General features: G+C 63.4%; 25 protein-coding genes and 1 pseudogene. 5 read left to right on the top strand and 21 right to left on the bottom strand.

Translation table 11 applies throughout. The features are described 5' to 3' along the window. Positions 1-440: 440 nt before the first annotated feature. From LE416_RS08310 to rpsL, 8 genes and pseudogenes are all read right to left on the bottom strand, one after another. Positions 441-1108 (bottom strand): annotated as a pseudogene (locus LE416_RS08310) (DNA alkylation repair protein). A gap of 369 nt (positions 1109-1477) precedes the next feature. After that, positions 1478-2287: a putative ABC transporter permease gene (locus tag LE416_RS08305; RefSeq protein WP_225048037.1), complete on the bottom strand. Its 810-nt coding sequence runs from the start codon at positions 2285-2287 to the stop codon at positions 1478-1480. A 16-nt stretch (positions 2288-2303) separates the two neighbouring features. Beyond that, the gene (locus LE416_RS13185) at positions 2304-2720 is read right to left on the bottom strand and encodes a hypothetical protein (RefSeq protein WP_338034771.1); all 417 of its coding nucleotides are present in this window, start codon (positions 2718-2720) and stop codon (positions 2304-2306) included. Further along, positions 2654-2965: a sulfite exporter TauE/SafE family protein gene (locus tag LE416_RS13180; protein WP_338034770.1), complete on the bottom strand. Its 312-nt coding sequence runs from the start codon at positions 2963-2965 to the stop codon at positions 2654-2656. The genes LE416_RS13185 and LE416_RS13180 overlap by 67 nt, the downstream gene beginning before the upstream one ends. Before the next feature lie 224 nt (positions 2966-3189). Next, positions 3190-4431: an ISL3 family transposase gene (locus LE416_RS08295; protein ID WP_225046665.1), complete on the bottom strand. Its 1242-nt coding sequence runs from the start codon at positions 4429-4431 to the stop codon at positions 3190-3192. 201 nt (positions 4432-4632) lie between these two features. After that, on the bottom strand, positions 4633-6720 hold the full coding sequence (fusA, locus tag LE416_RS08290; RefSeq protein ID WP_225048036.1) for an elongation factor G: 2088 nt from the start codon (positions 6718-6720) through the stop codon (positions 4633-4635). Positions 6721-6813: 93 nt separating this feature from the next. Then, the gene (rpsG, locus tag LE416_RS08285; RefSeq protein WP_225048035.1) at positions 6814-7284 is read right to left on the bottom strand and encodes a 30S ribosomal protein S7; all 471 of its coding nucleotides are present in this window, start codon (positions 7282-7284) and stop codon (positions 6814-6816) included. A gap of 48 nt (positions 7285-7332) precedes the next feature. After that, the gene (gene rpsL / locus LE416_RS08280) at positions 7333-7755 is read right to left on the bottom strand and encodes a 30S ribosomal protein S12 (RefSeq protein ID WP_225048034.1); all 423 of its coding nucleotides are present in this window, start codon (positions 7753-7755) and stop codon (positions 7333-7335) included. Between the two features lie 323 nt (positions 7756-8078). Between rpsL and LE416_RS08275 the strand changes: the two genes are divergently transcribed. After that, complete coding sequence (locus tag LE416_RS08275; RefSeq protein ID WP_225048033.1) at positions 8079-8483, top strand: prepilin peptidase; 405 nt, start codon at positions 8079-8081, stop codon at positions 8481-8483. On the opposite strand, the gene LE416_RS08270 is transcribed toward LE416_RS08275, so the two are convergent. Then, entirely contained in the window at positions 8465-9364 is a 900-nt protein-coding gene (locus LE416_RS08270; protein ID WP_225048032.1) for a DMT family transporter, read from the bottom strand. The genes LE416_RS08275 and LE416_RS08270 overlap by 19 nt on opposite strands. A 194-nt stretch (positions 9365-9558) precedes the next feature. Next, positions 9559-10347 carry a hypothetical protein gene (locus LE416_RS08265; protein WP_225048031.1) on the bottom strand — a complete coding sequence of 263 codons (789 nt, stop codon included), beginning with the start codon at positions 10345-10347 and terminating at the stop codon, positions 9559-9561. 132 nt (positions 10348-10479) lie between these two features. On the opposite strand from LE416_RS08265, the gene LE416_RS08260 reads away from it, so the two are divergent. Together LE416_RS08260 and LE416_RS08255 are read left to right on the top strand one after the other, a co-directional pair. Further along, complete coding sequence (locus LE416_RS08260) at positions 10480-11625, top strand: LLM class flavin-dependent oxidoreductase (protein ID WP_225048030.1); 1146 nt, start codon at positions 10480-10482, stop codon at positions 11623-11625. Further along, positions 11618-12304 (top strand): NADPH-dependent F420 reductase, encoded by a 687-nt coding sequence (locus tag LE416_RS08255; protein WP_225048029.1) that lies wholly within the window; start codon positions 11618-11620, stop codon positions 12302-12304. The genes LE416_RS08260 and LE416_RS08255 overlap by 8 nt, the downstream gene beginning before the upstream one ends. A gap of 136 nt (positions 12305-12440) precedes the next feature. Here LE416_RS08255 and cshA read toward each other — a convergent pair whose 3' ends face one another. The 3 genes from cshA to LE416_RS08240 all read right to left on the bottom strand — a co-directional run bounded on the left by cshA (position 12441) and on the right by LE416_RS08240 (position 17353). Further along, positions 12441-13988 (bottom strand): degradosome RNA helicase CshA, encoded by a 1548-nt coding sequence (gene cshA, locus LE416_RS08250; protein ID WP_225048028.1) that lies wholly within the window; start codon positions 13986-13988, stop codon positions 12441-12443. 726 nt (positions 13989-14714) lie between these two features. Further along, the gene (locus LE416_RS08245) at positions 14715-16103 is read right to left on the bottom strand and encodes a UDP-N-acetylmuramoyl-tripeptide--D-alanyl-D-alanine ligase (RefSeq protein WP_225048027.1); all 1389 of its coding nucleotides are present in this window, start codon (positions 16101-16103) and stop codon (positions 14715-14717) included. A 506-nt stretch (positions 16104-16609) separates the two neighbouring features. Next, on the bottom strand, positions 16610-17353 hold the full coding sequence (locus LE416_RS08240; protein WP_225048026.1) for a hypothetical protein: 744 nt from the start codon (positions 17351-17353) through the stop codon (positions 16610-16612). Between the two features lie 427 nt (positions 17354-17780). Here LE416_RS08240 and LE416_RS08235 point away from each other — a divergent pair, with 427 nt between their 5' ends. Continuing rightward, positions 17781-18371 (top strand): SMI1/KNR4 family protein, encoded by a 591-nt coding sequence (locus LE416_RS08235; protein WP_225048025.1) that lies wholly within the window; start codon positions 17781-17783, stop codon positions 18369-18371. Here LE416_RS08235 and LE416_RS08230 read toward each other — a convergent pair. The 8 genes from LE416_RS08230 to LE416_RS08195 all read right to left on the bottom strand — a co-directional run bounded on the left by LE416_RS08230 (position 18358) and on the right by LE416_RS08195 (position 24866). Continuing rightward, positions 18358-19014: a DUF2238 domain-containing protein gene (locus tag LE416_RS08230; RefSeq protein ID WP_225048024.1), complete on the bottom strand. Its 657-nt coding sequence runs from the start codon at positions 19012-19014 to the stop codon at positions 18358-18360. The genes LE416_RS08235 and LE416_RS08230 overlap by 14 nt on opposite strands. A gap of 552 nt (positions 19015-19566) precedes the next feature. After that, positions 19567-20652, bottom strand: coding sequence for a hypothetical protein (locus tag LE416_RS08225; RefSeq protein WP_225048023.1), 1086 nt, complete (start codon positions 20650-20652; stop codon positions 19567-19569). Further along, positions 20645-21538, bottom strand: a complete 894-nt coding sequence (locus LE416_RS08220; protein WP_225048022.1) for an ATP-binding cassette domain-containing protein — start codon at positions 21536-21538, stop codon at positions 20645-20647. Before LE416_RS08220 ends, LE416_RS08225 begins: the two co-directional genes overlap by 8 nt. After that, the gene (locus tag LE416_RS08215) at positions 21535-21903 is read right to left on the bottom strand and encodes a GntR family transcriptional regulator (protein ID WP_225048021.1); all 369 of its coding nucleotides are present in this window, start codon (positions 21901-21903) and stop codon (positions 21535-21537) included. Before LE416_RS08215 ends, LE416_RS08220 begins: the two co-directional genes overlap by 4 nt. A 336-nt stretch (positions 21904-22239) precedes the next feature. Next, the gene (locus tag LE416_RS08210; RefSeq protein ID WP_225048020.1) at positions 22240-22491 is read right to left on the bottom strand and encodes a Veg family protein; all 252 of its coding nucleotides are present in this window, start codon (positions 22489-22491) and stop codon (positions 22240-22242) included. Positions 22492-22623: 132 nt separating this feature from the next. Further along, the gene (gene rsmA / locus LE416_RS08205; protein WP_338034772.1) at positions 22624-23508 is read right to left on the bottom strand and encodes a 16S rRNA (adenine(1518)-N(6)/adenine(1519)-N(6))-dimethyltransferase RsmA; all 885 of its coding nucleotides are present in this window, start codon (positions 23506-23508) and stop codon (positions 22624-22626) included. Continuing rightward, positions 23495-24061 carry a ribonuclease M5 gene (rnmV, locus tag LE416_RS08200; RefSeq protein ID WP_225048018.1) on the bottom strand — a complete coding sequence of 189 codons (567 nt, stop codon included), beginning with the start codon at positions 24059-24061 and terminating at the stop codon, positions 23495-23497. The genes rsmA and rnmV overlap by 14 nt, the downstream gene beginning before the upstream one ends. Positions 24062-24095: 34 nt before the next feature. Next, on the bottom strand, positions 24096-24866 hold the full coding sequence (locus tag LE416_RS08195; protein ID WP_225048017.1) for a TatD family hydrolase: 771 nt from the start codon (positions 24864-24866) through the stop codon (positions 24096-24098). A gap of 137 nt (positions 24867-25003) precedes the next feature. Between LE416_RS08195 and LE416_RS08190 the strand changes: the two genes are divergently transcribed. Beyond that, positions 25004-25237: a phosphoribosylaminoimidazole carboxylase gene (locus tag LE416_RS08190; protein WP_225048016.1), complete on the top strand. Its 234-nt coding sequence runs from the start codon at positions 25004-25006 to the stop codon at positions 25235-25237. The last annotated feature ends 10 nt before the right edge of the window (positions 25238-25247 follow it).

Below are 25247 nucleotides of genomic sequence, written 5' to 3'. Positions count from 1 at the left end.
CGAAGCCACCGCGCTCACACTGTGCGGTGGCTCTGGTCTGATTCGGCTAGGCTTCTGTCTTCGTCTTACCGTGGTGGTACCTGTGGAGCACCCACCGGTCCCGGCAACCGCGCTGCTGGCTCGCTTAGGAGTGGCGGTTGCCGGCCTGCAGCCGGTGGGGTGGAGCGGGTCTCCCTGGTGTCCCCTCGCAAGTTTCCGGGGTTGCAACTAAAGCGTTTGCGCTTAAAAGCCGTGTGGCACAACACTGCGGCTTGGCAAGGGCAGCTTGACGGCGCGGTGCTAACCGCAACCTCAGGCCCGCGCGGTGAAGGGTGCGCAGCCGTGGCCGTGGCTGTCTTCCCGTGCTAAGATAATCATCTGATGGCATCTTAACACTAGACCAATTTTACGTCAAGCAACTGACTCGCGTTTTTTGCGACCGAATCTGGGCCCCACTTTCATCACAGAAATTTGCTAGCCTCTCGCGTCGCCAGGCGGCTCAGCGGCTGTTCAGCGAGGAAGTCGCGCACCCACTGCGGGTCGGTCTTGCTGTACTGCCGCAGGGCCCAACCAATCGCCTTTTGGATGAAGAACTCGTCGGTCAACCGATCGTACCGAATCGCCGCCGTCAGCAGGCCGCGGTCGGTGTTGGCCTTCTCCATCAGCTGCAGCGTGATGGCGATGCGCCGCTCCCACATCGCCGGGCGCTCAGCGAACATCCCGTACAGCGCGCCGCGCCAGTCCTGATGGTGGGCCAGCGCCGCGCCGTAGACCCCGCGCCACGCGTCGACCGTGTCCCACCACGGCTTCTCGGTGACCAGCGGCCGCAGCGCCAGCAGGTCGTCTAGGCTCAGCCGCGGCGCGACGGCCAGCGCGAGGTCGATGGCGACGTACTGGTACTCGCGCGCCGGCCGGGCGTACAGCTCCGCACCCGGGTCAAAACGGTCGGCACCGGCCGTGTCTTGGCCGCCGCCAGCCACGGCCGGCTCTGCGCCCGCCGCGGCACGCTTTGCACCCCGAGGAACGGAAACTGGTTTTTCATGTAGGCCGCCATCTGCGGCGCCTTGGCCGGGTCGCCGACCAGGGTGAACCGCGACGCGGCGTCGATGCTGTCATCTATTGTTGTCATGATGTTCCCCCTTGCGTGACCGGTGCTTGCGCCAACCCCTGATTGCTGACGCTTAATGCCGCGTGTAAACGAATTCCGCCGACCAACAAGCAAGCGCTGGCTTGGCAAGGGCAGCGTTATTATCGCTGCCACCACCCACTGTGTAGCGGCCGGAGGGTCCCGGGGCAAGGCGGGCCGTGAAAGAAGCAGTGGCCCGGATGACCCGCGGTCCTTGCGGGGCATTCGCGCCACTGCTTCCGGCAAAAGATGAGACAACCAATGGAGCCGAAGGCGACGGTTGGCTCATCTTTTAGGTTGGAGCCCGTTTCGGGCGGAAACCGGCCGCACAGCCCGCCTTGCCCCGGGTCCCGGAGGCCGCGGCCCGCTTGGCTACTTCTTAATTCGTTTCTTCAGCAGCTCCGCCAAAGCCGAGATTTCCTTGGCCGAGGTGGCCGTGTCGTTCAGGCGCAGGTTCGGGAAGCTCTTGAGGACGCGGCGCTGAACGTAGCTCAGGCGCGGCAGCTTGGCGCGCGCCGCCGCGTCCTTTCGGTACTGCTCAAGCCACGGGTACTCCTGCTCCAGCCGGTCGCCGGCCGCCGCCGCGGCCGTAGCCAGGGCCTTTTTCTGCGTCTCGATGGCGTCGCCGATGCGCTTGGTCGCCGCGCCGAACGCGAGCATGTTGGCCAGCGTGAAGCCGAGGTCGAACATGAACAGCGCGATCAAAAGAAAGCTGGCGAACATGCCGTACGTCGTGTCGACGCGCCCGACCACCCGCGAGACCAGCGGGTGGACGTACTTCACGATCACGACCATCCCAAGCCCCCAGAAGGCCGAGATTGGCAAGGCGACGCGGCCGTTGAGGTTCAGCGGGATGTTGCTGTAATCCCACCACCGCGCGTGAAACAGGGCCTCCATCAGCCAGCTGGTCACGTACTCGATGACGGTGATTACGACGGCCGACAGCAGGTACAGCGCGACGATGTTGTTTTGGAACGGCGCGATGGCGGCCAGCACCGCGGTCATCGCGAAGCCATACACCGGAATCCACGGGCCGTTCAGGAAGCCCGAGTTCACCCAGCGGCGTTTTTGCACGCTGACGAACCCGCTTTCCCAGACCCAGCCGACGAAGGCGTAGGCGAAAAAGTACAGGATCCAGCTCGAAAAGGCCTGCTCGAGGTCGAGCAGCTGTGGTGAGTGCATAGCGTCCTCCTTGCGGTTACACGAGTTGCAGCAGTGACGAGATCAGGTAGTAGGCCCCGCTCAGGCCGATGAACACGTAGACCAGCCCCAACAAGACGAGGCGCAGGTCGCCCAGGTGCAGCACGCCGGTTGCGACGCGCAGCGACGTCACGTAGAGCGTGTCGAGCATGAAGAAGGTCTGAATCGACGCGAGGTAGCCCTCCTTGGTGTCCGCCAGGGTCAGGAAGTACAGCGCCATCAGCGGCCCGCCGATGCCGAACAGCCCGTTGAAAAAACCGGACACCACCATGAACACGACGGTCACCCAGGTCGCGAAGCGGTGGCTGCCGACGTCCTGGCGCAGCGTGAAGTAAATCGCAATCGCGATCAGCAGCGCCCCGAGCATCGCCGTAGCGTCGGCACCGGCAGCCTGGTGCCGAGGTGCACCGACCACGTCGCCACCGCCGCGTAGACGAGAAACGGCACCGGCAGCCGGCGCCAGTCCAGCGCGTGGCGGTAGCGCCACACCATCATCAGGTTGGCGACCGCCATGGTCAGCGCCGACACCCCGGCGCTTTCCCCGATCGGCAGCAGCGCCGGCAGGAAAATCATCATCATGATGCCGGCGCCAAACCCCGTGACCCCCTGCACCAGCCCGGCCAGCGTCCCCGCCCCGAGCATCACCCAGATCCAGCCCATTGTCCCATCCCTCCGGCGCCACACTAGCGGCGCCTGTTGCCCCTATTGTAGCAAAATTCGGGTGCGCCTGCCGCGGCACTTGTCCGCCACCGGTCGAATAGCCCGGCGCCCCAATGCCACCGCGGTCTGAAGCCGACCACACAAAACAGGCTCTGCGTCAACTGGTGTTGAAGAATAATTTGATATTTTCTGGGAGTTCCTCTTTGGAGGGGCTCTTTTGTTATTTATGCGATAATCTGGTAGATCCGCTCGAAGAAGTGAGCTTGGTCTCTGAATCCATAGCACGATCGCTTGAGCGCTTTGATCTTGCGATTAATCCCTTCAAGTGGACCGTTGGAACGCCAACTGTCCGCTGCCGCCAGAATTCCAGCCTGGTTCGATTTGAGCGTGCGGATTGCGGTGTCCATTTCGGTTCCGGTTGACTCGTAGTGTTCAAGTAACTGCCACAACCGCCGCGGATTGTGGCCCATCAAGGCATCGTGAAGCGCTTGGTAGGTTTCGCATACTGTGGCCAACCGAGGGTTGGCGGTGAACGCCACATCTAGGGCGCCCTGTTCCGTGATATGCTCGTTCAGCCCACGCATGTATTTGGTGTGTATCGCGTCCGGTGCGGCCTTGTGGAAGAGCCGCCACTGATGTTTAAGAATACGGTAGACTCGGCTCGTTTTGTCGTCGAGCTGCTTAAGCGTTGCGACGCGCACAGTGTCCACCGCGTGACCGAGCAACTGAACGATATGGAAGCGATCGATGATGAGCTGGGCATTGGGGAAAACTTGGTGGATAAAAGCTTGGTAGGAGGCGTTCATGTCCATTGTGATGGTCTGAACGGCGGCGCGTTCTGCCGTGGAGTAGTTGGCAAGAAAGAAGTCCTTGATAGTCTTATTCAGACGGTCGCCAAGAAGCTTCACCAATCGATGGGTATCGCCATCAATACAGATGAAGGACATCATATTCTGAGTTGATCGAAACTCGTCAAAACATAGGTTGGTCGGCAACTCCGGGCGACTGCGATGGTGGAGATGGGACTTGAGTTCTCGTCGAACTGTCGCTGCAGAGATACCCGTATTTTTGGCAATCACTGCTTCGGGGAGGGACTGCCTGGCAAGCTGTAGGACTGTTTGCTTGATTGAGTGGGCAATCGTGTCATTGTAGGCCACAAGCGGTGTCTCTGCGGAACAGGTACGATGGCAGGCCGAGCAGAGCCAGCGCTGTTTGGAAAGCTCAAGAAGCGTTGGAAGTTGACTGAGTGATTGAATGCGGATGTGTGTCGCCTTATGACCGTTAGGTCGCAACGCGTCTTCACCACAGTGAGGACAAGTATCGCGGTGGTAAGTGAGATCACACGCAATGACGTGGTACTGAAGGCGCCGCTTGCCCCGGCCTCGGTAGCCGTCGTAAACTGCGGTTACATGAATGTTCTCGTATGGCAATCCCAGGACAGAGAGCGTAGAATCAAGGTTGGACATCACTAATACCTCGCTTTGTTTTAGGTTTGGTCGCTTGGAGCGAAGAACGGGTGCTAGATGGTGCCCTTTTATTTTGCGCTGTTATTGAAAAAAGGTCTACACTCTCGGCGTTGGAATTCTCCAACACCAGAAAGTGTAGACCCACAAAACAGCCCCCGCGAGCCGAAACTCGCGGGGGCTGAGCTTGTGAGGAGCGGTGGCTTACTGGCCGCCGTTCTTCTTGATGATTTCTTCTTGGATGGACTTCGGCGTTGCTTCGTAGTGGTCGAAGGTCATCGTGAAGGTCCCACGGCCCTGGGTCGCGGAACGCAGGGTGGTCGCGTAACCGAACATCTCGGCCAGCGGTACCATCGCGTTGACAACTTGGGCGTTACCGCGGGCTTCCATGGCTTCAACGCGGCCGCGACGAGCGGTCACCTGACCCATGATGTCGCCGAGGTAGGCCTCTGGGGCAACAACTTCGACGTGCATGATCGGCTCGAGGATGACGGCACCGGCCTTGGCGGCGGCAGCCTTCAGGGACATGGAGGCCGCAACCTTGAACGCCGTTTCGTTAGAATCGACTTCGTGGTAGGAACCATCGTAAAGCTTGGCCTTGACGTCGATCAGCGGGTAGCCGGCAAGCACACCGTTGGCCATCGCGTCCTTCAGCCCTGCTTCAACGGCTGGGATGTATTCACGCGGAACCACACCACCGACAATGGCGTCTTCGAATTCGAAGCCCTTGCCTTCTTCGTTCGGGGTGAATTCAACCCAAACATCACCGTATTGACCCTTACCACCGGACTGACGAACGAACTTACCTTGGGCGCTCGCGGTCTTGGTGAAGGTTTCACGGTAGGCAACCTGAGGCTCGCCGACCTTGGCTTCAACCTTGAATTCGCGCTTCATGCGGTCAACCATGATGTCCAGGTGCAGCTCGCCCATGCCGGCGATCAGCGTTTCACCGGTTTCCGGGTTGGTCTCGGCGCGGAAGGTCGGGTCCTCTTCGGAAAGCTTTTGAAGCGCAACGTCCAGCTTGTCACGGTCTTCCTTGGAGTTAGGCTCGATGGAAACCTGGATAACCGGTTCCGGCACTTCAAGTGATTCGAGGATCAGCGGGTGGTCAACGTCGGTCAGGGAGTCCCCGGTCGTCGTGTTCTTCAGGCCGATCGCCGCAGCGATGTCACCGGAGAAGACTTCTGGGATTTCCATCCGGGTGTTACTGTGCATCTGCAGCAGACGACCGACACGTTCGCGGTTGTCCTTGGTTGCGTTCAGCACGTAAGACCCGGCCTGCAGCGTGCCGCTGTAGACACGGATGAAGGTCAGACGGCCAACGAACGGGTCGGTGGCGATCTTGAAGGCCAAGGCGGCGAACGGCTTGTCGTCGCCGGCGGTCAGTTCAACGGACTCACCGGTTTCCGGATCCGTCGCGTTGTAAGGCTTGACGTCCAGCGGGGATGGCAGGTAGTCCACCACGCCGTCGAGCATCATCTGAACACCCTTGTTCTTGAAGGCAGAGCCGGCGAAAACCGGGTAGAATTCAAGGGCCAGGGTGGCCTTACGGATGGCAGCCTTCAATTCGTCGATGGAGATTTCTTCCCCTTCGAGGTACTTGTCCATGATGCCGTCATCGACGTCGGCAACGGCTTCGATCAGCTCGTTGTGCGCCTTTTCAGCGGCGTCCTTGTAGTCGTCCGGGATGTCGACAACGTCCCATTCGGAACCCAGTTCGTCTTCGTCGTACAGGTCGGCCTTCATCTCGAGCAGGTCGATGACGCCTTCGAAGTTGTCCTCGGCACCGATTGGCAGCTGAACGGCGTGAGCGTTAGCGCCCAGACGGTCGTGCAGGCTGTTCACGGAGAACTGGAAGTCCGCGCCGATCTTGTCCATCTTGTTGACGAAAACCAGGCGAGGAACGGAGTACGTGGTGGCCTGACGCCACACGTTTTCGGTCTGCGGCTCAACGCCGGCCTGGGCGTCCAGAACCGTTACCGCACCGTCAAGGACACGCAGGGAACGCTCAACTTCGATGGTGAAGTCCACGTGCCCTGGGGTGTCGATGATGTTGATTCGGTTGTTCTTCCAGAACGCGGTGGTGGCAGCGGACGTGATCGTGATCCCACGCTCTTGTTCCTGAGCCATCCAGTCCATCTGGGAAGCCCCTTCGTGGGTTTCGCCGATCTTGTGGATCTTACCGGTGTAGTACAGAATCCGTTCAGTCGTCGTGGTCTTACCAGCATCGATGTGGGCCATGATCCCGATGTTACGGGTCCGGTCTAACGGAAATTCACGCTTGTTGGCCATGTGAATGTGTTGCTCCTCTCAATTTTGTTGTATTTTCGGTTAAAAGAATTGGCTATTATATGCCAGCATTCGGATATAATAGCCAAGTCAGTCTTACCAACGATAGTGTGCGAACGCGCGGTTAGCGTCAGCCATCTTGTGCGTGTCTTCACGCTTCTTGACTGCGGCACCGGTGTTGTTCGCGGCGTCCATGATTTCCCGTGCAAGACGGTCGTCCATGGTGTGCTCGCCGCGGGCACGTGAGTATTGTACGATCCAGCGCAGACCCAGGGTCGTGCGCCGGTCCGGCCGAACTTCGATCGGGACCTGGTAGTTGGAACCCCCGATACGACGAGCCTTGACTTCAAGGACAGGCATAACGTTCTTCATGGCCTGTTCGAAGACATCCAAAGGTTCGTTGCCGGTTTCCTTCTTGATGATATCGAATGCGTCGTACAGAATGGTTTGCGCCTTACCGCGCTTGCCGTCGATCATCAAGTGGTTGATCAGACGAGTGACCAGCTTGGAATTGTACACTGGATCGGGTAAAACGTCGCGTTTTGAAACATTGCCTTTACGTGGCATGCTGATAGCCTCCTTATGGGTAGTTTAACCGCCAAAGCGGCTGATCGTTTACTTCTTAGCAGCCTTAGGGCGCTTAGCACCGTACTTGGAACGGCTCTGCATCCGGCCGTCAACACCAGCGGTATCGAGCGCACCACGGATGATGTGGTAACGAACCCCTGGCAAGTCCTTAACACGGCCGCCACGGATCAAGACAACACTGTGTTCCTGCAGGTTGTGGCCAACACCTGGGATGTAGGCGGTGACTTCGATCAAGTTGGACAGACGAACACGCGCGTACTTCCGCAGAGCGGAGTTAGGCTTCTTCGGCGTCATCGTCCCCACACGAGTAGCGACCCCACGCTTTTGAGGAGCAGGGTTATTGGTAAGAGACTTCTTTTTGCTGTTGTAACCGAAGTTCAGGGCTGGAGAGTCCGACTTCGTTACCTGAGATTTACGACCTTGACGCACCAATTGGTTAATGGTAGGCATTCAAAGTTCCTCCTTCCTGATTATAGGTATCTTTTCAAGTCCACACATCCAGGCGGTTCATTTTTCTTCATAAAAAAATGGCCGACCCGGGCGCGGAGTGGCAATTCACCAGACCGCACCCGGGGCAAACCCGAACACACTGGAAAAAAGCACCTTTGATAGTGTACTATCTTTCGGCGCAGGGTGTCAAGGACCGGTTGCAAAAAGCGCGGAGAAATTCGCGGCGAACGTTGCCGGCCTCCCCGCTGCGCCCGGGAGGACAAGGCGGCACCATCTGGCGTAATCTCTTACAGATGGCGCGCCAGAAGACTGGAGGTGATGTGATGACCCCGACAACCGCCTGGATCCTGCTCGGCCTCGCAGCCTTCGGGGTCAGCGACTGGCGCCGCCGCAGCGTCCCCGCTTGGCCCTTCGACCTGTGGCTGGTCGGCCTCTGGGTGCTCGCCGCCTTGACCGGTCGGCCGCCTTGCTGGAGGCTCGGTGCGGCGTGGCTGGCGGGCCTGGCCGCCCTTGCGCTGGCCACGCGCGGGCTTGGATCCGCCGACGTGCTGGCGATTGCGGCGATCGCCGCGCTGCACCCGCCCGAGTGGGGCCTGTGGTGGGTGCTACTCGCCTGCACCGCGACCGGGCTGCACCACCGGCTCGCCCACCCGGCCACGCTGCCGCTGCTCAGCTGGCTCGGCGTGAGCTTTGCGATTTTGTTAGCGCTTCACTTGCTTCTATTATAAAGGCGCAGCGGCCGCCTGAAGCCCAGCTGCATCACCAGGAGCGCCAGCAGGATTAGGGCGCCGCCGACCAGCAGGTTGAGGGTGAAGGGCTCAAAGCCCAGCGCCACGGAGAACAGGCTGCCGAACAGCGACTCGGTCATCAGGATCAGCCCCGCCGGTGTCGGGTCGGTGAAGCGCTGGCCGACCACCTGGAGCGTCTGGGCGCCGAACGACGACAGGATGCCCAGCACCACCACCGGCCACAGCCCGGCCCGCCAGTCGATGGCCAAGTAGGCGCCGCGCTCGAACAACCCCGACCACACCAGACCGAAAACCGCCTGGGTGACGCCGAGCATGAACGCGAGCGCCCAGGGGCTCGACTCCGCCGGGGCCGTGCCGAAGTAGACAATCTGCAGCGCGTAGAACACCGCGGACGCCAGCGTCAGCAGGTCGCCCAGGTGCAGGCTCAGCCCGTGGCCGAAGACGTCGGTCAGAATCGCCATGCCGAGCACGCAGATGGCGATGGCGACGTAGCTTTTGCGATCGGGCCGCTCGCGGAACAGCAGCCAGCAGATGAACGGCACGAAGATCACGTAGATGGCGGTCAAAAAGGCGTTGTTGGCCGGCGTCGTGTACGCCAGGCCGATGGTCTGCAGCTGAAAGCCCAGGAAGTTGATCGCCCCGGCGATCAGCCCGACCAGGAAGTCCTGGCGCGTCATGCGCGCCACCGCCCTGTGGAAAAACAGCCCGGCCAGCGCCGCAAAAATCAGCTCGCGGATGCCGTTGATCAGCCCCGCCGGCATCCCCGCGTTGGTCGCAAGCTTCGTGAACAGGTAGCCGGACCCCCAGATGATGGCGGCCACCCCCAGCATCGCATTGGCCCGCGTCTTCGTAATCGTCATGTCGCACCTCCCGGAGTTACTGCCACTAACTCTACCGGTTGTTGCGCCACTTTACAACGCAGGCGCGCCAAAACCGCCGCGGGTGAACGCGCGGCGGTTCGATTCGGTGCCCGGATGCGGGTCGGCGCCCGAGCGGCCCGGGCGGTGCTCGGCCTCTCTCGCGGCCCCTCGTACGACCCCTCGCTCGGCGCCAATCAGCGCGGCCGCCGCCGCTGCTCCGGTGCCACGCCGAAAAGCGTCGCCCGCCACCACAGCCAGGCGATGCCGGCCCAAAAATCCGCGGCGGCCACCGTCACGGTCAGCCGGGCCAGGGCCGCGTACGGCAGCCAGGCCAGCGCCAACTGGTTGGGCGTCGCCACCTCCCACCACGGCCGCGCCGGCCGCACCAGCAGGGTGCCGCGCGCCGCAACGGCGGCTCCTGAGGCGGTGCGCACCGCGGGCTCGCGGTCGGGCCGGTCGGCGGCGATCAGCGGCTCGTCTGCGTTTTCCGCCCCGCCTGCCGCCACCACCTGCGCCGCGGTGTCCAACACCAGCGCCGCAATCAGCCCCTGCGGCCAGTCGGGAAACGCGGCGGCCAGCGCCGCCACCTGCCTGGCCCGCCACTTGGGGGCGGCCGCGGCCACCGTGGCCACCGGGTAGGCCGCGGGCAGGCTGAACGCGACCGTCAGCGTGCCGGCCGCCATCTGCAGGGTCTGCGCCGCGTTGACCGCCGGATCGAGCGGCGACCAGGCCAGCGGGTACCAGCTCCCGCCGCAGCCGAAGCCGACCAGGTCGCCACGCGCCAGCCGCGTTCGCAGCGCCGGCGTCGCGGCCAGGCGCAGCCGCACCCGCCCGTAGCCGCCGGGGGCCTGCTGCCCGACCCAGGCGCCGCCGCCCAGCGCCGCCACCGCCCGCTGCCGCGTGCCGTCCGCAAAGCCCAGGCACAGCGCCCGGCCGCGGGTCAGCTCGCGGCCCAACCCCACTCCTGCCAACTTTTTGCTCATCGTCATCCCTCCCGTCACCCCCCAAGATGCCACAGCGACCCGCCGCAACGCAAGAAAGGCGACTTTTGGGGTTGCATTTTCCTGGTGGGCTTCGTATACTTACTTTTGGTAAGTAAAAAGGAGGAGTTAATCATGACAGAGTACGCATTCGGGTTGAACACGTTCGGGGATTTGGCCTTCCAGGACGACGGCACGCCGCTGAACGGCGCGGAGACGCTGCGGCAGGTGGTCAAGGAGGCCAAGGTCGCCGACATGCTGAAGATTGACATGTTCGCGCTGGGCGAGCACCACCGAAGCGAGTTCGCCATCTCAAGTCCGGAGATCGTGCTGGGTGCCATCGCGCAGGCCACCAGCCGCATCCGCCTCGGCACCGCCGTCACCGTGCTGAGCTCCGACGACCCGGTGCGCGTGTACGAGCGCTTCGCCACTCTCCACGCCCTGGCCAACGGGCGCGAGGAGATCATGCTGGGCCGCGGCTCGTTCACCGAGTCCTTCCCGCTGTTCGGCTACGACCTGGCCGACTACGATGCGCTTTTTGTGGAGAAAAACAAGCTGTGGGACAAGCTGCGCCACGGCGCGAAGGTCACCAACAAGGGCGACTTCACCACCGCGCTCGACAACGTCCAGGTCTACCCGATGCTGCCCAAGGGCGAAAGCATCCCGACGACGTTGGCCGTCGGCGGGTCGCCGGACTCCATCCTGCGCGCCGTCACCTACAACTACCCGGTCGTCATCGCCATCATCGGCGGCGACCCGAAGCGCTTCCGGCCGTACGTCGACCTGTACAACAAGGCGACCACCGAGTTCAAGCGGCCGCGCCTGCCGCTGGGCATGCACGCCCACGGCATCGTGCTGGAGGACGCCGCGCGCGCCACGGAGGTCGGCTGGAAGTACATCAAGGCCGAGATGGACCGCATCGGCATCGACCGCGGCTGGGCTCCGATGACCCGCGAGCGCTTCGAGTTCGAGATCGACCAGGGCGCGTACTACGTCGGCACGCCGGCGGACGTCGCGGCCAAAATCGCGCGCAACATGCAGGCGCTGGACATGCAGCGCTTCGACCTGGTCTACGGCACCGGCGGCCAGCTGGTGTCCGACCGCATGGCCACCATCGACAACTACGGCACCAAGGTGATCCCGCGCGTCCGCGAGATTCTCGCCGGCGCGGAGCCGCAGGACGTGGCGCCGCGCGCCCACGCCGTAACCGACGCCGGCACCCCGGCCACCGGCGCAGCGGCGACCGACGACCAGGCCCCGGCGGGTGACGCCAATGACTAGGCCGGTGATCGGCATCCTGGGCGCCGGCAAGCTCGGGACCACGCTGGCGCGGCTTTCGGTGCACGCCGGTTACCCCACCCTGATCGGCAGCCGCAAGCCGGTGGCCGACCTCAAGTGGGTCGTCGACGTGCTGGCGCCGGGCGCCGAGACCGTGACCGCCGCGGAGCTAACCGACCGCGCCGACATCGTCATCCTCGCCATTCCCCTCAGCCAGATCCCGGCGCTCGACCCGACTGATTTTGCCGGCAAAATCGTCCTGGACGCCGCCAACTACTGGGCCGACGTCGACGGCAGCACCAACACCTTCTCCAGCCTCACCGAGGGGTCGTCCGAAGTCACCCAGCGGCTGTTAAGCCAGAGCCTGGTCGCCAAGGCCTTCAACCACATGGGCTACCACGACCTGGAGATCGAGGTCACGCGCCACCCCAGCGCCCGCAGCGCGATGGCCTTCGCCACCGACCACGACGCGATTCGCCCCGCCGTCACCGAACTGATCACGGCGCTCGGCTTCGCCCCGCTGGACCTCGGCCCGCTGCGCTTCGGCCTGCTGCTGGAGCCGGGCAGCCCGCTGTTCGGCCTCGCCGAGCCGGTGCCCGCCTTCAAGGAAGCGCTGGCCAACGTCTACGACAGCCCGTTCGGCCGCCACATCATCGCGGCGCGCGGGGGCAAGATTCAGTAAATCCCCAAAAGGCCTCGGTCGTCAATTGACGGCCGAGGCCTTTGCGTCACCCTTAATTTTCACCGGCGCACGGCGCCACGCGCCATTGCACAAAAAAACCTCGTCCGCCGAATGGCGAACGAGGTTTGCAATGATCTTAGTGCTTCTTGAAGCCGCCCTTGGCGCTTTGGCGCTCGGAGCGCTTCTCGGAGTAGCGCCGACTCTTGTCGTACGGGCGCTGGCTGTCGCGGTTGCTGTGGCCGCCGCGGTGGTCACCCTCGCGGTGATCGCCGTTGCTGCGGCCCTTGTAGCCGTTACCGCCGCGGGAGTTACCGTTGCCGCGACCCTTGTAGTTGCCGTTGCTGCGGGAGTAGCCGCCGCGGTGAGGCAGCGGGCGCTCCGGCGTGATTTTGACCGGCACGCTCGAGGCGTCGTCCGGGCTGACCGCCTTGAGGTAGGCCGCCGCCAGCTGAAGCGGCGTGTACTCCTCGAGCAGGCCCTCGGCCATCGGCTCGTACTTGTCGTAGTCGTCGGCTGCCACCTGGGCCTTGATGGTCTCAATCCCGGTGGAGACTTGGCCGAGGAAGGCTTCCTTGGCTGTCGGCGGCTGAAGCGGCATCATCCGCTTCTTGGTCAGGTCCTCGATGGTGCGCAGGTAGCCGACCTCGTTGGGGGTCACGAAGGTCACGGACATCCCGGACTTGCCGGCACGGCCGGTCCGGCCGATGCGGTGAACGTAGGAATCCGGATCCTGCGGCACGTCGTAGTTGTAGACGTGGGTGACGCCGGTGATGTCGAGGCCGCGGGCCGCAACGTCGGTGGCGACCAGGAAGTCAAGCTCGCCGCCCTTGAACTGCTTCAGGACGCTCATGCGCTTTTGCTGCGTGAGGTCGCCGTGAATGCCCTCGGCGCGGTAGCCGCGGGCCTTCAAGCCGCGGGTCAGCTCGTCGACGCGGCGCTTGGTGCGGCCGAAAATCAGGGTCAGCTCCGGCGACTGAACGTCGAACAGGCGGGTCATGATGTCGAACTTTTCAAAATCCTTGGCGCGGACATAGTACTGGTCGACGGTGTCGGCCGTCAGCTCCTTGGACTTGATCTTGACGGTGACCGGCTCGTGCATGAAGGTGTCGGTCAGGCGCATGATCGGCGCCGGCATGGTGGCGGAGAAAAGCAGCGTCTGGCGCGTCTCCGGTGCCGTTTTGACGATGCTTTCGATGTCTTCGATGAAGCCCATGTCGAGCATCTCGTCGGCCTCGTCCAGGACGAGGGTGCGCAGGTTGCCGAGCTTCAGGGTGTGGCGGTTCAGGTGGTCGAGCAGACGGCCGGGCGTGCCGACAACGATCTGCGGGTGATCGGCCAGGCCGCGAATCTGGCGGCGGATGTCCGCGCCGCCGTAAACGGCCTGAACCTTGACGTGCTTATCGACACCGAGCTTGTACAGCTCTTCTTGCGTCTGGACGGCGAGCTCACGCGTCGGCGAAATGACCAGCGCCTGAACACTGCGGTCCGTGGTGTCGATCGCTTGCAGGATCGGCAGCCCGAACGCGGCGGTTTTACCGGTACCGGTCTGCGCTTGGCCGATAACGTCCTTGCCTTGCAGCATCAACGGGATGGTCTCTGCCTGGATCGGCGTGGCTTCCTCGAAGCCCGCGCGTTCGATCGTCGACAGCAGTTCCGGTGCTAAACCGAGTTCATTAAACTTCAAATAGGTTCCTCCTTGATTGTGCGAAAAGCCGCGTTCAACCAAGGCCTCCCCGGGTCAATGACGGCAATTTTCAGAAAAAGTGTCCTGATTATCTTACCATTGTTTGCAGGGGAACACAAACAGAGGGTGGAGCAAGGCGAACTTAGCGGGTCGAGATGCCTAGCGCTAGCGCTTGAAGCGGTCCTTGCTTCGAGCGCTAGTGCGTAGCAGCTCGCACCCGCGTTGCCTTGCGGAACTCGTTTAGAGGGTGGAAAAGCGCGGGCTTAGCGGGTCGGACTGCCTAGGTCAGCCGCTTGGGCCGCTCTTTGGCCCGAGTGGCTGGCCGTAGCAGGCCGCACCCGCGTTGCGCTTTGGAACCCGTTTACCAGGGCAGAAGCCGGCGGTTTTAGCGGGTCGCACAGCGTACGGTTGGGCATCGGGCGCTCTTTGCCCGGTGTCCGGCCGTAGCTGTGCGCACCCGCGTTGCCGGCTGGCGCCCGACGACAGAGGGTGGAAAAGCGCGGGCTTAGCGGGTCGGACTGCCTAGGTCAGCCGCTTGGGCCGCTCTTTGGCCCGAGTGGCTGGCCGTAGCAGGCCGCACCCGCGTTGCGCTTTGGAACTCGTTTACCAGGGCAGAAGCCGGCGGTTTTAGCGGGTCGAGCCGCCAAGTCCACCTTATTCGGCCTGGTCCCGCCCACACCAAAACAGGCATCGCACCGCGTGCAATGCCTGCTAGTTGTCTAGTTGTTACCCGCGGTCCCCTTCGATCAGCGCGTCGAGCACCTTCTCCAGGTGCAGGCCGTGGCTGGCCTTGAGGAGCACCATGTCGTCGTGGCCGACGTCGTCCATCAAGCCGGTGATCAGGCGGGGCTGCTGGTCCTTGGGGTAGTAGTGCAGCTGGCCCGCCGGGTACTTGGCCGCCAGCGCGTCGGCCAGCGGGCGAATCTCGTCGCCGTAGAGGTACACGTCCTGAATCTTGGCCGGGTCCAGCGCCTCGGCGACGCTGGCGTGCAGCTCGGGGCTGGCGGCGCCGAGCTCCAGCATGTCGCCGAGCACGGCGATGCGCCGGCCGGTGACTGGGAACTCGCCGAAGTCGCGCAGCACGGCCTTCATCGCCGTCGGGTTGGCGTTGTAGACGTCGCTCAGAATCTGCTCGCCGTCGTCGCCGGTCACCCATTGCGTGCGGTTCTTGGTGATCTTGAAGCTGGCGAGCGCCTGCTGGATCGCCTCGGGCTTGACGTGGAAGCGGCGGCCGACCAGGATCGCGGCCAGCGCGTTGGTCACGTTGTACTCGCCCATCACCGGAATCGTGAAGCGCAGGTCAGGCCAGCGCGACAGGGAAAAATCGGTGTGCGTCTCGAAGGTTTCGATGTCGCGGGCGAACAGCTGGTTGTCGGGGTCGAGGCCGAACGTCTTTTGCTCCTGCGGCACGCTGGTTGCGCGCTCGCGCAGCAGCGGCTCGTCGCCGTTGTAGATGAAAAGGCCGTCCTCCTTGAGGCCGTCGACCACCTCCATCTTCGCGTCGGCGATCTTGTCGCGGGTCTTGAAGAACTCGATGTGCGCCTCGCCGATCATCGTGATCACGGACACGTCGGGCTCGACCAGCACGCTTTTGTCATGCAGCTGGCCGGGCCGGTCCATGCCCATCTCGACCACGAGGACCTCGGTGTTCGTGTCCATCGCAAGGATGGTCATCGGCACGCCGATCTCGTTGTTGAAGTTGTCCTTGGTCTTCCAGACGTGGTACTGGGTGGCCAAAACGGCGGCGGTCATGTCCTTGGTCGTGGTCTTGCCGTTGCTGCCGGTGATCGCGACCACCTTCGGGTTGACCTTCATCATCAGGTAGTAGCGCGCCAGGTCCTGAAGCGCGGTCAGCGGGTCTTGAACCACCAGCTGCGGCACCCCGGTCGCAAGCGGCGCGTGGTCCGCCGCCACGAAGGTCGCGGCCGCGCCTTTTTTCACCGCGTCGGCGATGAAATCATGCCCGTCGCGGACGTCCACCAGCGGGACGAACATATCCCCCGGCACCAGGTCGCGCGTGTCGAACGCCACCCCCGTGATGGTCGGGCAGCTCACTGCAGGCAGTGGACAGGTGGCCCCCACCACCCGCGCGATCTCGTCTAGCTTCATCTTCATTGCTCTAACACCCCTCGTTTATCTATCCATCGCCGGTCGCCCGGCGTGCCCCGCTTGCCCCGGTTGTTCAAAACATCTCAACGCATGCGCTACGCTATCCGTCCCGCTAAGTACGCGCTTCTCCGCGCTCTGTCTAAACGCGCTCCGAAGCGCACCGCGGGCGCGGCTAGCTACGCTCGGTCACTCGGGCCAAAGCCCGGCCCAAGTGTCCGAGCTACGCTACCCGTCCCGCTAACCCCGCGCTTCTCCGCGCTCTGTCTAAATGCGCTCCGCCACGCAACGCGGGAGCGTCCAGCTTGCACCGGCGCCCTGGCCGAAGTGCGGCCAGAGCACCAGCGCTACGCTAGCCGTCCCGCTAAGTACGCGTGGCGTCGCGCTCTGTCTAAACGCGCTCCGAAGCGCACCGCGGGCGCGGCTAGCTACGCCCGGTCACTCGGGCCAAAGCCCGGCCCAAGTGTCCGAGCTAGGCTATCCGTCCCGCTAAGTACGCGCTTCTCCGCGCTCTGTCACCTTCGCCACTCGACGTGCCACTGGTCCGTGGAGCGGGCCAGGATCAGGTCGCCCAGCCGCACCACCTGGTCGGGCGTCATCGCCTGATCCGGCAGGAAGCGCGTTTTGGGGCGCGCCAGCGGAATGATGACCTGGTCGCGCGAGAAAATGCCCCGCGAAAAGTCCATCAAAACGCCCTCCTCGAAGGCGCCGTAAAGCAGGTCGATGACCGCCTTGGGCGCCGCCGCGAAGTGCTGGGCCCCCAGCCGCAGCCAGAACGGCTGGTCATTGGCGGCCAGGCGCAGGTGCCGCACCAGGGCGGCCGACAGCGTCGCCGAGAACTGGTCGCGCCGGCGGAAGTACATGGTGACCATCTCGTTGTTCAGCGGCAGGTACACCAGCTGATTTTGCAGCTTGTAGTAGTACGGCGGCTGGATGTGCGTCTTCGCGTGGCCCAGGTACAGGAGCTCCGCAATCTCGGTCGGCAACAGCTCGCGCAGGTAGCTGCCGTGCTTGTAATCCAACCAGCAGCGATCCCGCGCCTTTTTACTGCGCAAAAATGCCGTCACGGCCTCGGCCCCGCTGACCTCGTTGAACCCGGTGTGCGGGTCGATGAACTCGTCGGGGTCGACCGGCGGCAGCAGCAGCAGATGGCGAAAAGGCGTCGGCGTCGCCTCCAGAATATCGCTGGCGGAGATTCCCGCGGTTAAAAAAAGGTGCGCCAAAGGTTCGTAGTGCACGTAGATCACTGTATTGCGCAACGCTTAGACTCCTTATCCGTTCTATCGTGATTATATCGCAAAAAGAAGGGGCGTGCTGAGAATTAGAGGGCGACCCAAGGCGGGCTTAGCCGGTCGGCCAGCGTAGGGTTGGTGCTTGAAGCGCACTTGGCTTCAAGCGCCGACCCTAGCTGGACGAACCGGCGTTGCCTTGGGGAGCCCGTTTAGAGGGCGGCGCCGCGCGGGTCTAGCGGGACGGGTAGCCCCGGAATTACCCGCAATCATGTGCACTCTGGCCCGAGCTATGCGCATGGCGCCACTCGCCTCAACCACAACGTAGGGCAGAGGCCCCGAAGCAGTGGCACGCTCGCGCATGATCCCAGCCTTGCCAACACAGCCATTGCCCAGCTTGCATCCCCGCCGCCACTTCGCTATCATGGCGCTGAAGCTCATTCACTGGAGGAATCCCATGCTCACTTGGCCCACCACAATTCCAGCACTACCGCTGCCGAACCTGCCGGCCGACCCGCGCATTCCGCAGGCCTACTTCGACTTGATTGCGCAGGGTCAGTGGCCAGCGCGCTACTTCGTGCCCACCGCCGAGCCGACGTCGGAAAGCCTGACCGGCGTGTCCGTCCACGCCTTCCTGGCGCCGGGGTCGCGGCCGCTGGCACCGCTGACCGCCGACCTCGTCCCGTTTGCACAGGACGGCACGCAGTCGTTTTGCTTCGACTTCGCCGCCGGCGGCATCCGCTTCGTCGATACCGACGTCGACCAGTGGCTGACCGTCGCGCCGAGCTTTGAGGCCTTCGTCGCCGGCCTGACGGGGGAAAAAAACGCGCCGGTCACCCCGATCTCGAATCAGGCCTTCGCCCACGCGCTGATGACGGCGACCGATGAGACCCTGCCTGCGCTGTGCGATTTTGCCCGCGAGCACGACCTGCCCTACCTCGACTGGCTGCCGGTGCTCGGCGGCCCCGCCGCGCGGACCGAGGCGGCCTTTGCGCTGGACTTCCTGCCGCTGACGCCGGCGCAGCGCATCCGCCTCAGCGCTTGGTGAACATGAACGTCTCAAGCCACTTCGGGTCGCGCCGCACACCGAAGTACGTGGCGAGCCCGAGCAGCGCCGCGCCGAACACGTCGGCGAACAGGTCGCCCATCGTGTCCATCAGCGCCGCACGGCCGGCGAGCAGCGTGTGGCCGCTTGCGTAGCGCTGCATGTTCAGGCCGAACAGCCCGTCGCCGGTGAACTCGTAGAACTCCCAGAAGACCCCGAGCAGGACCCCGAAGCTGACCGCAAAAATGGCCAGCAGGCGCGGGTCTATTTTTGTCCGCTGGTCCTTAGGGGTCAGCGCCATGAAGATGGCCAGGCCCAGGCCACCGAGCAGCGCCGCGGAGAACAGGTGCAGGAACTTGTCCCAGTACGGGATGCTGTAAAACTGCATGCCGGTGCCCAGCAGCACGGACGCGAGGATGAAGCACTCGTAGATCACCTTGAGCAGGCTGGGGAAGCCGAAGTGAAACAGGCGCTCAAGCCCCAGCGGCAAAAGCGCAAGCACGATGCCGGCGACCACCTGGCCGAACAGCATCGCCTGGCCGGGGTAGATCGGGTGGCCGGCCAGGTACGCCGGCACGCAGACGGCGAGGTACCCAAGCGCCCCGACGACGTTCAGGATGTAAAGGCCCTTCAGCAGCTTAGACATAGTGGATGAACTCCTTTCGCGGGGCACGGCACGCCCCCTCCCCCTCAGTCTACTGGCCCCGGGGTGGCGACGCAAGCGGACAGGCTTGGAGGGGCGTCCGGCTAAGTGCGCCGCGCTTCGCCCCTGGCTTTAATCGTCGGGCTACGAAGCGCAACGGCAACTCGTCCAGTTAAGCACAGCACTCGGGCCAAAGTGCAGCCCAAGCGCCGTGCTTACGCTGGCCGGTCGCCTAAGTGCGCGCTTCTCCGCCCTGGTCCTATCGTCGGGCTACGCAAGGCAACGCCGGAGCGTGCAGCGTAGGTCGGTCACTGGGCCCAAGCCCGGCCCAATGCCCAACCTACGCTGCCCGTCCGGCTAAGTACGCCTTGCTTCGCCCTGGGCAAAAAAAAAACCGCCATCTCTGGCGGAAAAGTTTGGGGGAACTTTTTTGGGAGTGTAAGTTAATGTGTAAGCATAAGGCCGATTACCATTGCCTTAATATGTTTACATTGTAACTTGAATATCTTAATAAAAGGATTCAAGATTTGTAAATTTGGCTTTTAGTTTTTCGCGCTAGCCGCGGGCCAACCGCAGCCGGCGGAAGTGCGCCACGAGCCGCGGCCAGAACCACCACAGCAGACACAGGACCGCCGTAATCAGCGACAGGTGCAGGCTGTTGGCGAACTCGAAGTACCCGTAGTGCGACCAGGAGATGTCTATCCCGAACGCGTACAGCAGCACCAGGGCGATGAACACCGCCTGAAGCGGCCGCACCAGCACCGCCGCGTCGTACTCAAGCGACAGGCGGGCGAAGCCCCAGGCCCCGGCGCAGGCGATCAGCGCCGCAAGCCCCAGCATCACGACCAGCGTCGGCCAGTACGTCGGCCCCGGCGTGGCGAGCGCCCCGGCAAAGCTGTTGTAGCTGACGTGGTGCATCACCTGGGCGTACAGCCCCTGGTAGTTGCAGATCACGCCGTCGAAGGTCCACAGCAGCGCGACGCTCACCAGGCCGACCTGCCAGAGCCGCCCGGCGAACATCGCCAGGGTGAAGGCGATGACGAAGGCGGCCAGCGCCAGCGCCGAGGTGTACAGAATAATGCCGAAGGTTTGCAGGCCGCTGACGTTGATGTACTTGGCCGGAATGCCGAGGTACAGGCCGCCGACCAAGACCACCTGGCTCAGCAAAATGCTTGCGACCACCGCGGCGCCACCGAGCCCAAGCCGGGTCCAGTACACGCGCCGACGCGCGAAGCGGGTGCCGAGCACGAAGCGGTCAAAACGGCCGAAGTGATCCCAGCCGGCGATGATCAGCCCGAACACAAAGGCGGTCATGGCGTATATCACGTTGACCCCGAGACTACCGTCGCCAACCGACGGCAGCATCGGCGTGTGCGCGCTCGGCGCCAGCTCGTCTTGGTACACGCTCAGGGTGTCGGTCATGAACCGGTCGTACGAGACGTACTTGTCGTGCTTGGCCTTGGCCTTGGCCTTGGCGGCTTCCTTGTCGTAGGCCTTGCGCGAAATCGCGCCGGCCTGTGCCCCGTGGAACTCGGCCACCTGCTGCGTGGCGACGTACCCGGCGTTCAGCGCCACAACGGCCAAAAGCGCCAGAATCGCCACCCGGTAGCGGCGCCAGTAAAGCTTCAAGATGTCACGCATGATGCACGCCTCCTTCGGTGTGGTCGTACTCGCTTCGGAACAGGTCGGTCAGGTCAAGCGGCAGTTGCTCGATCAGCACCGGCTCCAGCGCCCGCAGCTTTGCATCCAGCTCGTCGGTGTAGTCCTTGAACAGCACCGTCACCACGCGGCCCTGAACGTTCAGGATGCGGCCGGCCTCGCGGACCAGGTCCGGCAGCTTGGCCGTTTTGAACACCAGCTGCAGCTTGACCGCCTTTTCCCGCAGGTCCTCCAGCCGATAGTCGTGGCTGATGGTGTGGCGCTTGAGAAAAAGGATGCGGTCGGCGATGCCGTCGAGCTCCAGCAGGTTGTGCGACGCGATCAACAGGCCGCGCTTACCATCCGCCACGGCGTCGACCGTCAGGGAAACGATGGCCTCGCGGATGAAGAGGTCCAGCCCGTCGAACGGCTCGTCCAGCATGACGAACGGCGCGTTGCTGCACAGGCTCAACAGCACCACGACCACCGCCTGGTAGCCCTTGGACAGCTCGCGGAAGCGGCGGTTCGGCGCCAGGTCGTAATCCGCCGCCGCGGCGAAGAAGCGCTGCCGGTCAAAGCCCGGGTAAGCCACCGCGTAGTCATCGACAATCGCGCGCAGCGTGTTGCCGGTGAAAAACACCTGGCTGGGATCGACGTAGCAGAGGTTGACCCGCCAGTCCGGTGCCGTGGCCAAGTCGTGGCCGTCAACGGCGACGTGGCCGCCGTCCGGCAGGTACTGGTTGACCAGGGTGCGCATCAGCGTGGTTTTGCCCGCGCCGTTCTCGCCCACCAGACCGATAATCTCGCCCGGCTGCCAGTCAAGCGCAACGTCCTGCAGCACCGCGCGCCCCGCGATGCGTTTGTCCAAACCCGATACCGTTAGTTTCATTGTCCGTCCCCCATTTCCTCATCCAGCCATTGCCGCACCGTGGCGGGGTCGACCCCCGCCGCCTTGATGGCGACGGTCAAGGCCGCAAAGCGCTGGCGCAGCGCAGCCAGCTCCGCCTGCTGCGGCGCCGGCTGGCTCGTCGCGATGAACGAGCCGAGCCCCGGCCGCACCTCGATCACGCGGTCGGCCTCCAGCTGCTTGTAGGCCTTGGCCACCGTATTCGGGTTGAGCTGGCTGCGCTTGGCCATGTCCCGCACCGACGGCAGCTTCTCGCCGGGCGCCAGAATACCCGCGGTGACCTGCTGCTTGATCTGCAACACCAGGCGCTGATAATACGCGAGGTGGGTGAAGCGCGCATCGTCCATGAGCGGTCCCTCCCTGACTTGTTTTGTACTACGTGTACTATTATACCTAGTACACTCGATTGTGCAAGGGGCTGGGTAAAAAAAGACGCGCAGTCGTCGCGACTGCGCGTGCTGGTGCGGGCTTGGGCAATGGCCGCCGGGTTGGCAGGCGGCCTAAGTGCGCCTTGCTTCGCCCTGGATTATCGTCGGGCTACGAAGCGCAGCGCGGGAGCGGCTTGCTACGCTAGACTGTTCGGGCCAAAGAGCGGCCCAAGCACCCTAGCTAGGCAACCCGTCCCGCTAAGTGCGCGCTTCTTCGCCCTGGGCACAAAAAAAGACGACACCCAGTTCGTCTTTCTAAGAAGCCTTTTCTTCGTCATCAAACTTGATCTGAATCGATTTGGTGAGGAGGTCTGCATAACTGTAGGATACCCGCTCGAAAGCATTCTCGTCTTGATCAAGGTCGACCACGAAAATAGCTGGGTAAGTTTCTTTGAGGGTTCCCTTGCGGCGGGTCACTTTCTTGCGGCCTGCCTGGGCAACGACGGTCAAATTCTCCCCGATTTTGGAATCGAGTTGCTGCTTGATGCTCGCTAATGTAATGGGCATGCACTTCACCTCTTACAAAAGATTATAGCACACGGGCAAGAAATTTGCAATTATACCATTACAACTTCTTCATCGCAACTCTTAAAAGCGCGCCGTTATGCACTTTTAACCGATTTCTCATCAAAATCCGAACTAAAACCCAGCTTCCGCCAGCGCGTCGGTTAAGGCGGCGAACTGGGCGATGCTCAGCTGCTCCGCACGGGCGCTCGGCAGCACCGAAACGGCGGCAAGTGCCGCGGTCAGCTTGGCCTTGGTCGCCTCGTCCTTGCCGAACAGGTTGGTCAGGTTGTTCCACAGCGTCTTGCGCCGCGCGACGAAGCTGCCGCGCACCAGGCGGTCGAACGCGGCCTGGTCGGACACGGTCACGAGCGGCTTTTCACGCCGGCGCAGGGTCACGATGGCGGAGTCGACGTTCGGCGCCGGCACGAAGGCGGTGCGGCTGACCGTGAAGGCGACGGCGACGTCCATGTTCTGCTGGACGCCGATCGACAGGCTGCCGTAGTCCTTGCTGTTCAGCTGCGCGGTGAGGCGCGCGGCGACCTCCTTTTGCATCATGACGGTGATGCTGGCGAAGTCGATCGGCGTGTCGATCAGGTGCATCAGGATCGGTGTCGTGATGTAGTACGGCAGGTTGGCGACCACCTTGATGCGGTGCTGGCCGTCAAAATGGTCGGCGATCAAGGTCGCCAGGTCCGCCTTCAGGACGTCGGCCTCGACCACGGCGACGTTGTCGTACGGCGCGAGGGTCTCGGCCAGGACCGGCAGCAGGCGCGCGTCGATCTCAAGCGCCAGCACCTGGTGGGCGGACTCGGCCAAAAACTCGGTCAAGGCGCCGATGCCGGGGCCGATCTCGATCACATCGTCGTCTTGGCTGACCTCACCGGCGGCCACGATGTTGGCGAGGATCTTCGGGTTGGTCAGGAAGTTCTGGCCGAGGCTCTTCTTGAGGCGAAAGCCGTGGCGGCGCAGAATCTCGTTGGTGCGGGCTGGTGTGGCAATGTGTTCAGGCATGATTATCCTCCGCGTGAAGCTGGGTCAGGGCCGCGGCGAACGCGGCCGGTGTGATTTGAAACTGCGCCAGGCGCTTTTGCAGCTGCTTGCCGTTGGTGTAGCCGATGTGCAAGAGCTCGCCGAGCCGCTCGCGGCGGTGACGGGAGCCGGCGCCGCCGATCAGGCCGGCCGTTATCAGGTCGGCCTGGGGAATCAGCTCCGGCGCGTCGGTCTGCTCGGTGACCAGGTGGGCCAGCGCCTTTTTCAGGGAAGCCGGCGTCGCGTGCTCGACGCCCAGGGAGCCCTGGCCGTCCGGCACGGCCTCGCCGCGCGGCAGGAAGGCGTGCGTCACGCCCGGCACCGCGCGGCTGATGGTCTTGCGAATTTTCTCCCCGGGAAAATCGGGGTCGGTCAGCACGATCACCCCGCGGGTGGCCTGCGCCTTGGCGATCAGGGCCAGGGTCTCCTCAGAGATCGCGCTGCCGCGGGTCTCGATGGTGTCGATCGGGCCGAACGCCTCGAACAGGCGCTTGGTGTCGTCGCGGCCCTCGACCACGATTACTTGCTTGAATGCTGTCACTGCTTGTCCTTTCCGGCGCGGTCAGCCGCGCGTGTCACAACAGGTTGAAAATCCGGTGCGCGTTGGCCCGCGTGATGGCCGCGATGTGCTCGGGCGTGTCCTCGCGCCACTTGGCGACCGCCTCAACCACGTAGCGGGTGTAGGCCGGCTGGTTGGGCTTGCCGCGGTACGGCACCGGCGTCAGGTACGGCGCATCGGTTTCGACCAGCAGCCGGTCTTCGGGGATCAGCCGCACGCTTTCGTGTTCCTCCGGCGCGTTCTTGAAGCTGACGATGCCGGAGAACGACACGTACATCCCCAGGTCCAGGAACTTTTGCGCCCACTCGCCGTCGCCGGTGAAGCTGTGCATGATGCCGCCGAAGTCCTCCAGGTGCGCGGCCTTCAGGATGTCGTAGGTGTCCTCGAAGGCGTCGCGCGAGTGGATCGACACCGGAATGTGCAGGTCGCGGGCGATCGCGAGCTGCCGGCGAAACACGCGACGCTGAATCTCGCGCGGGCTGGTGTCCCAGTGGTAGTCCAGACCGATCTCGCCCAGCGCGACCGTTTTGGCGTCCGCCAGCTGCGTGATCAGCAGGTCCTCGGCCGCCTTAGTGTAGTCCTTGCTCGACTCTGGGTGCCAGCCGACGATGGCGTAGAGGTTCGAGAACCGCGCGGCCAGCGCCATCGCGCCGGCGTTCAGCTCGGTGTCCGAGCCGACGATCGCCATCTCGGTGACGCCCAGCGCCGCGGCGTTGGCCACATACGCGGCCTCTTCGCCGGCGTAAGGCGTGTCATTCAAGTGCGTGTGCGAATCAAAAATCTCCATCTCATGCGGCCCCGCTTTCTGATTGTTCCTATCCAGTATACGCGGCAACGGGCCGCGCGGCCACCGCACATTTTTTTCGCCGCCTCTTGCACCGTCTGCTATAATGGGCCTGAAGATATCGATGCTGAGGAATATTGATGCCAACTGTTGATCTGATTGTCCGGGCGTACACCGATCTCGACCGGCGCAGCGTCATCGAGGTGATCTACGCGACCGCCGACCACGCGCAGGCGCAGACCAAGCTCCAGGCGCTTCGGGCCGAGGCCGCGCCGCGCATTCACTACGCGGCCTACACCGTGCCGCTGAACACCGACCTGACGACGCTTGCCACCTACCCGATGTTCGAGGCGGCACCCGGCGACATGCCCTGAGCCACGCGCA

The organism is Lacticaseibacillus kribbianus, assembly GCF_020180945.1.
Taxonomy (GTDB): domain Bacteria; phylum Bacillota; class Bacilli; order Lactobacillales; family Lactobacillaceae; genus Lacticaseibacillus; species Lacticaseibacillus kribbianus.
This window is presented reverse-complemented; position numbering and strand designations above follow the sequence as displayed.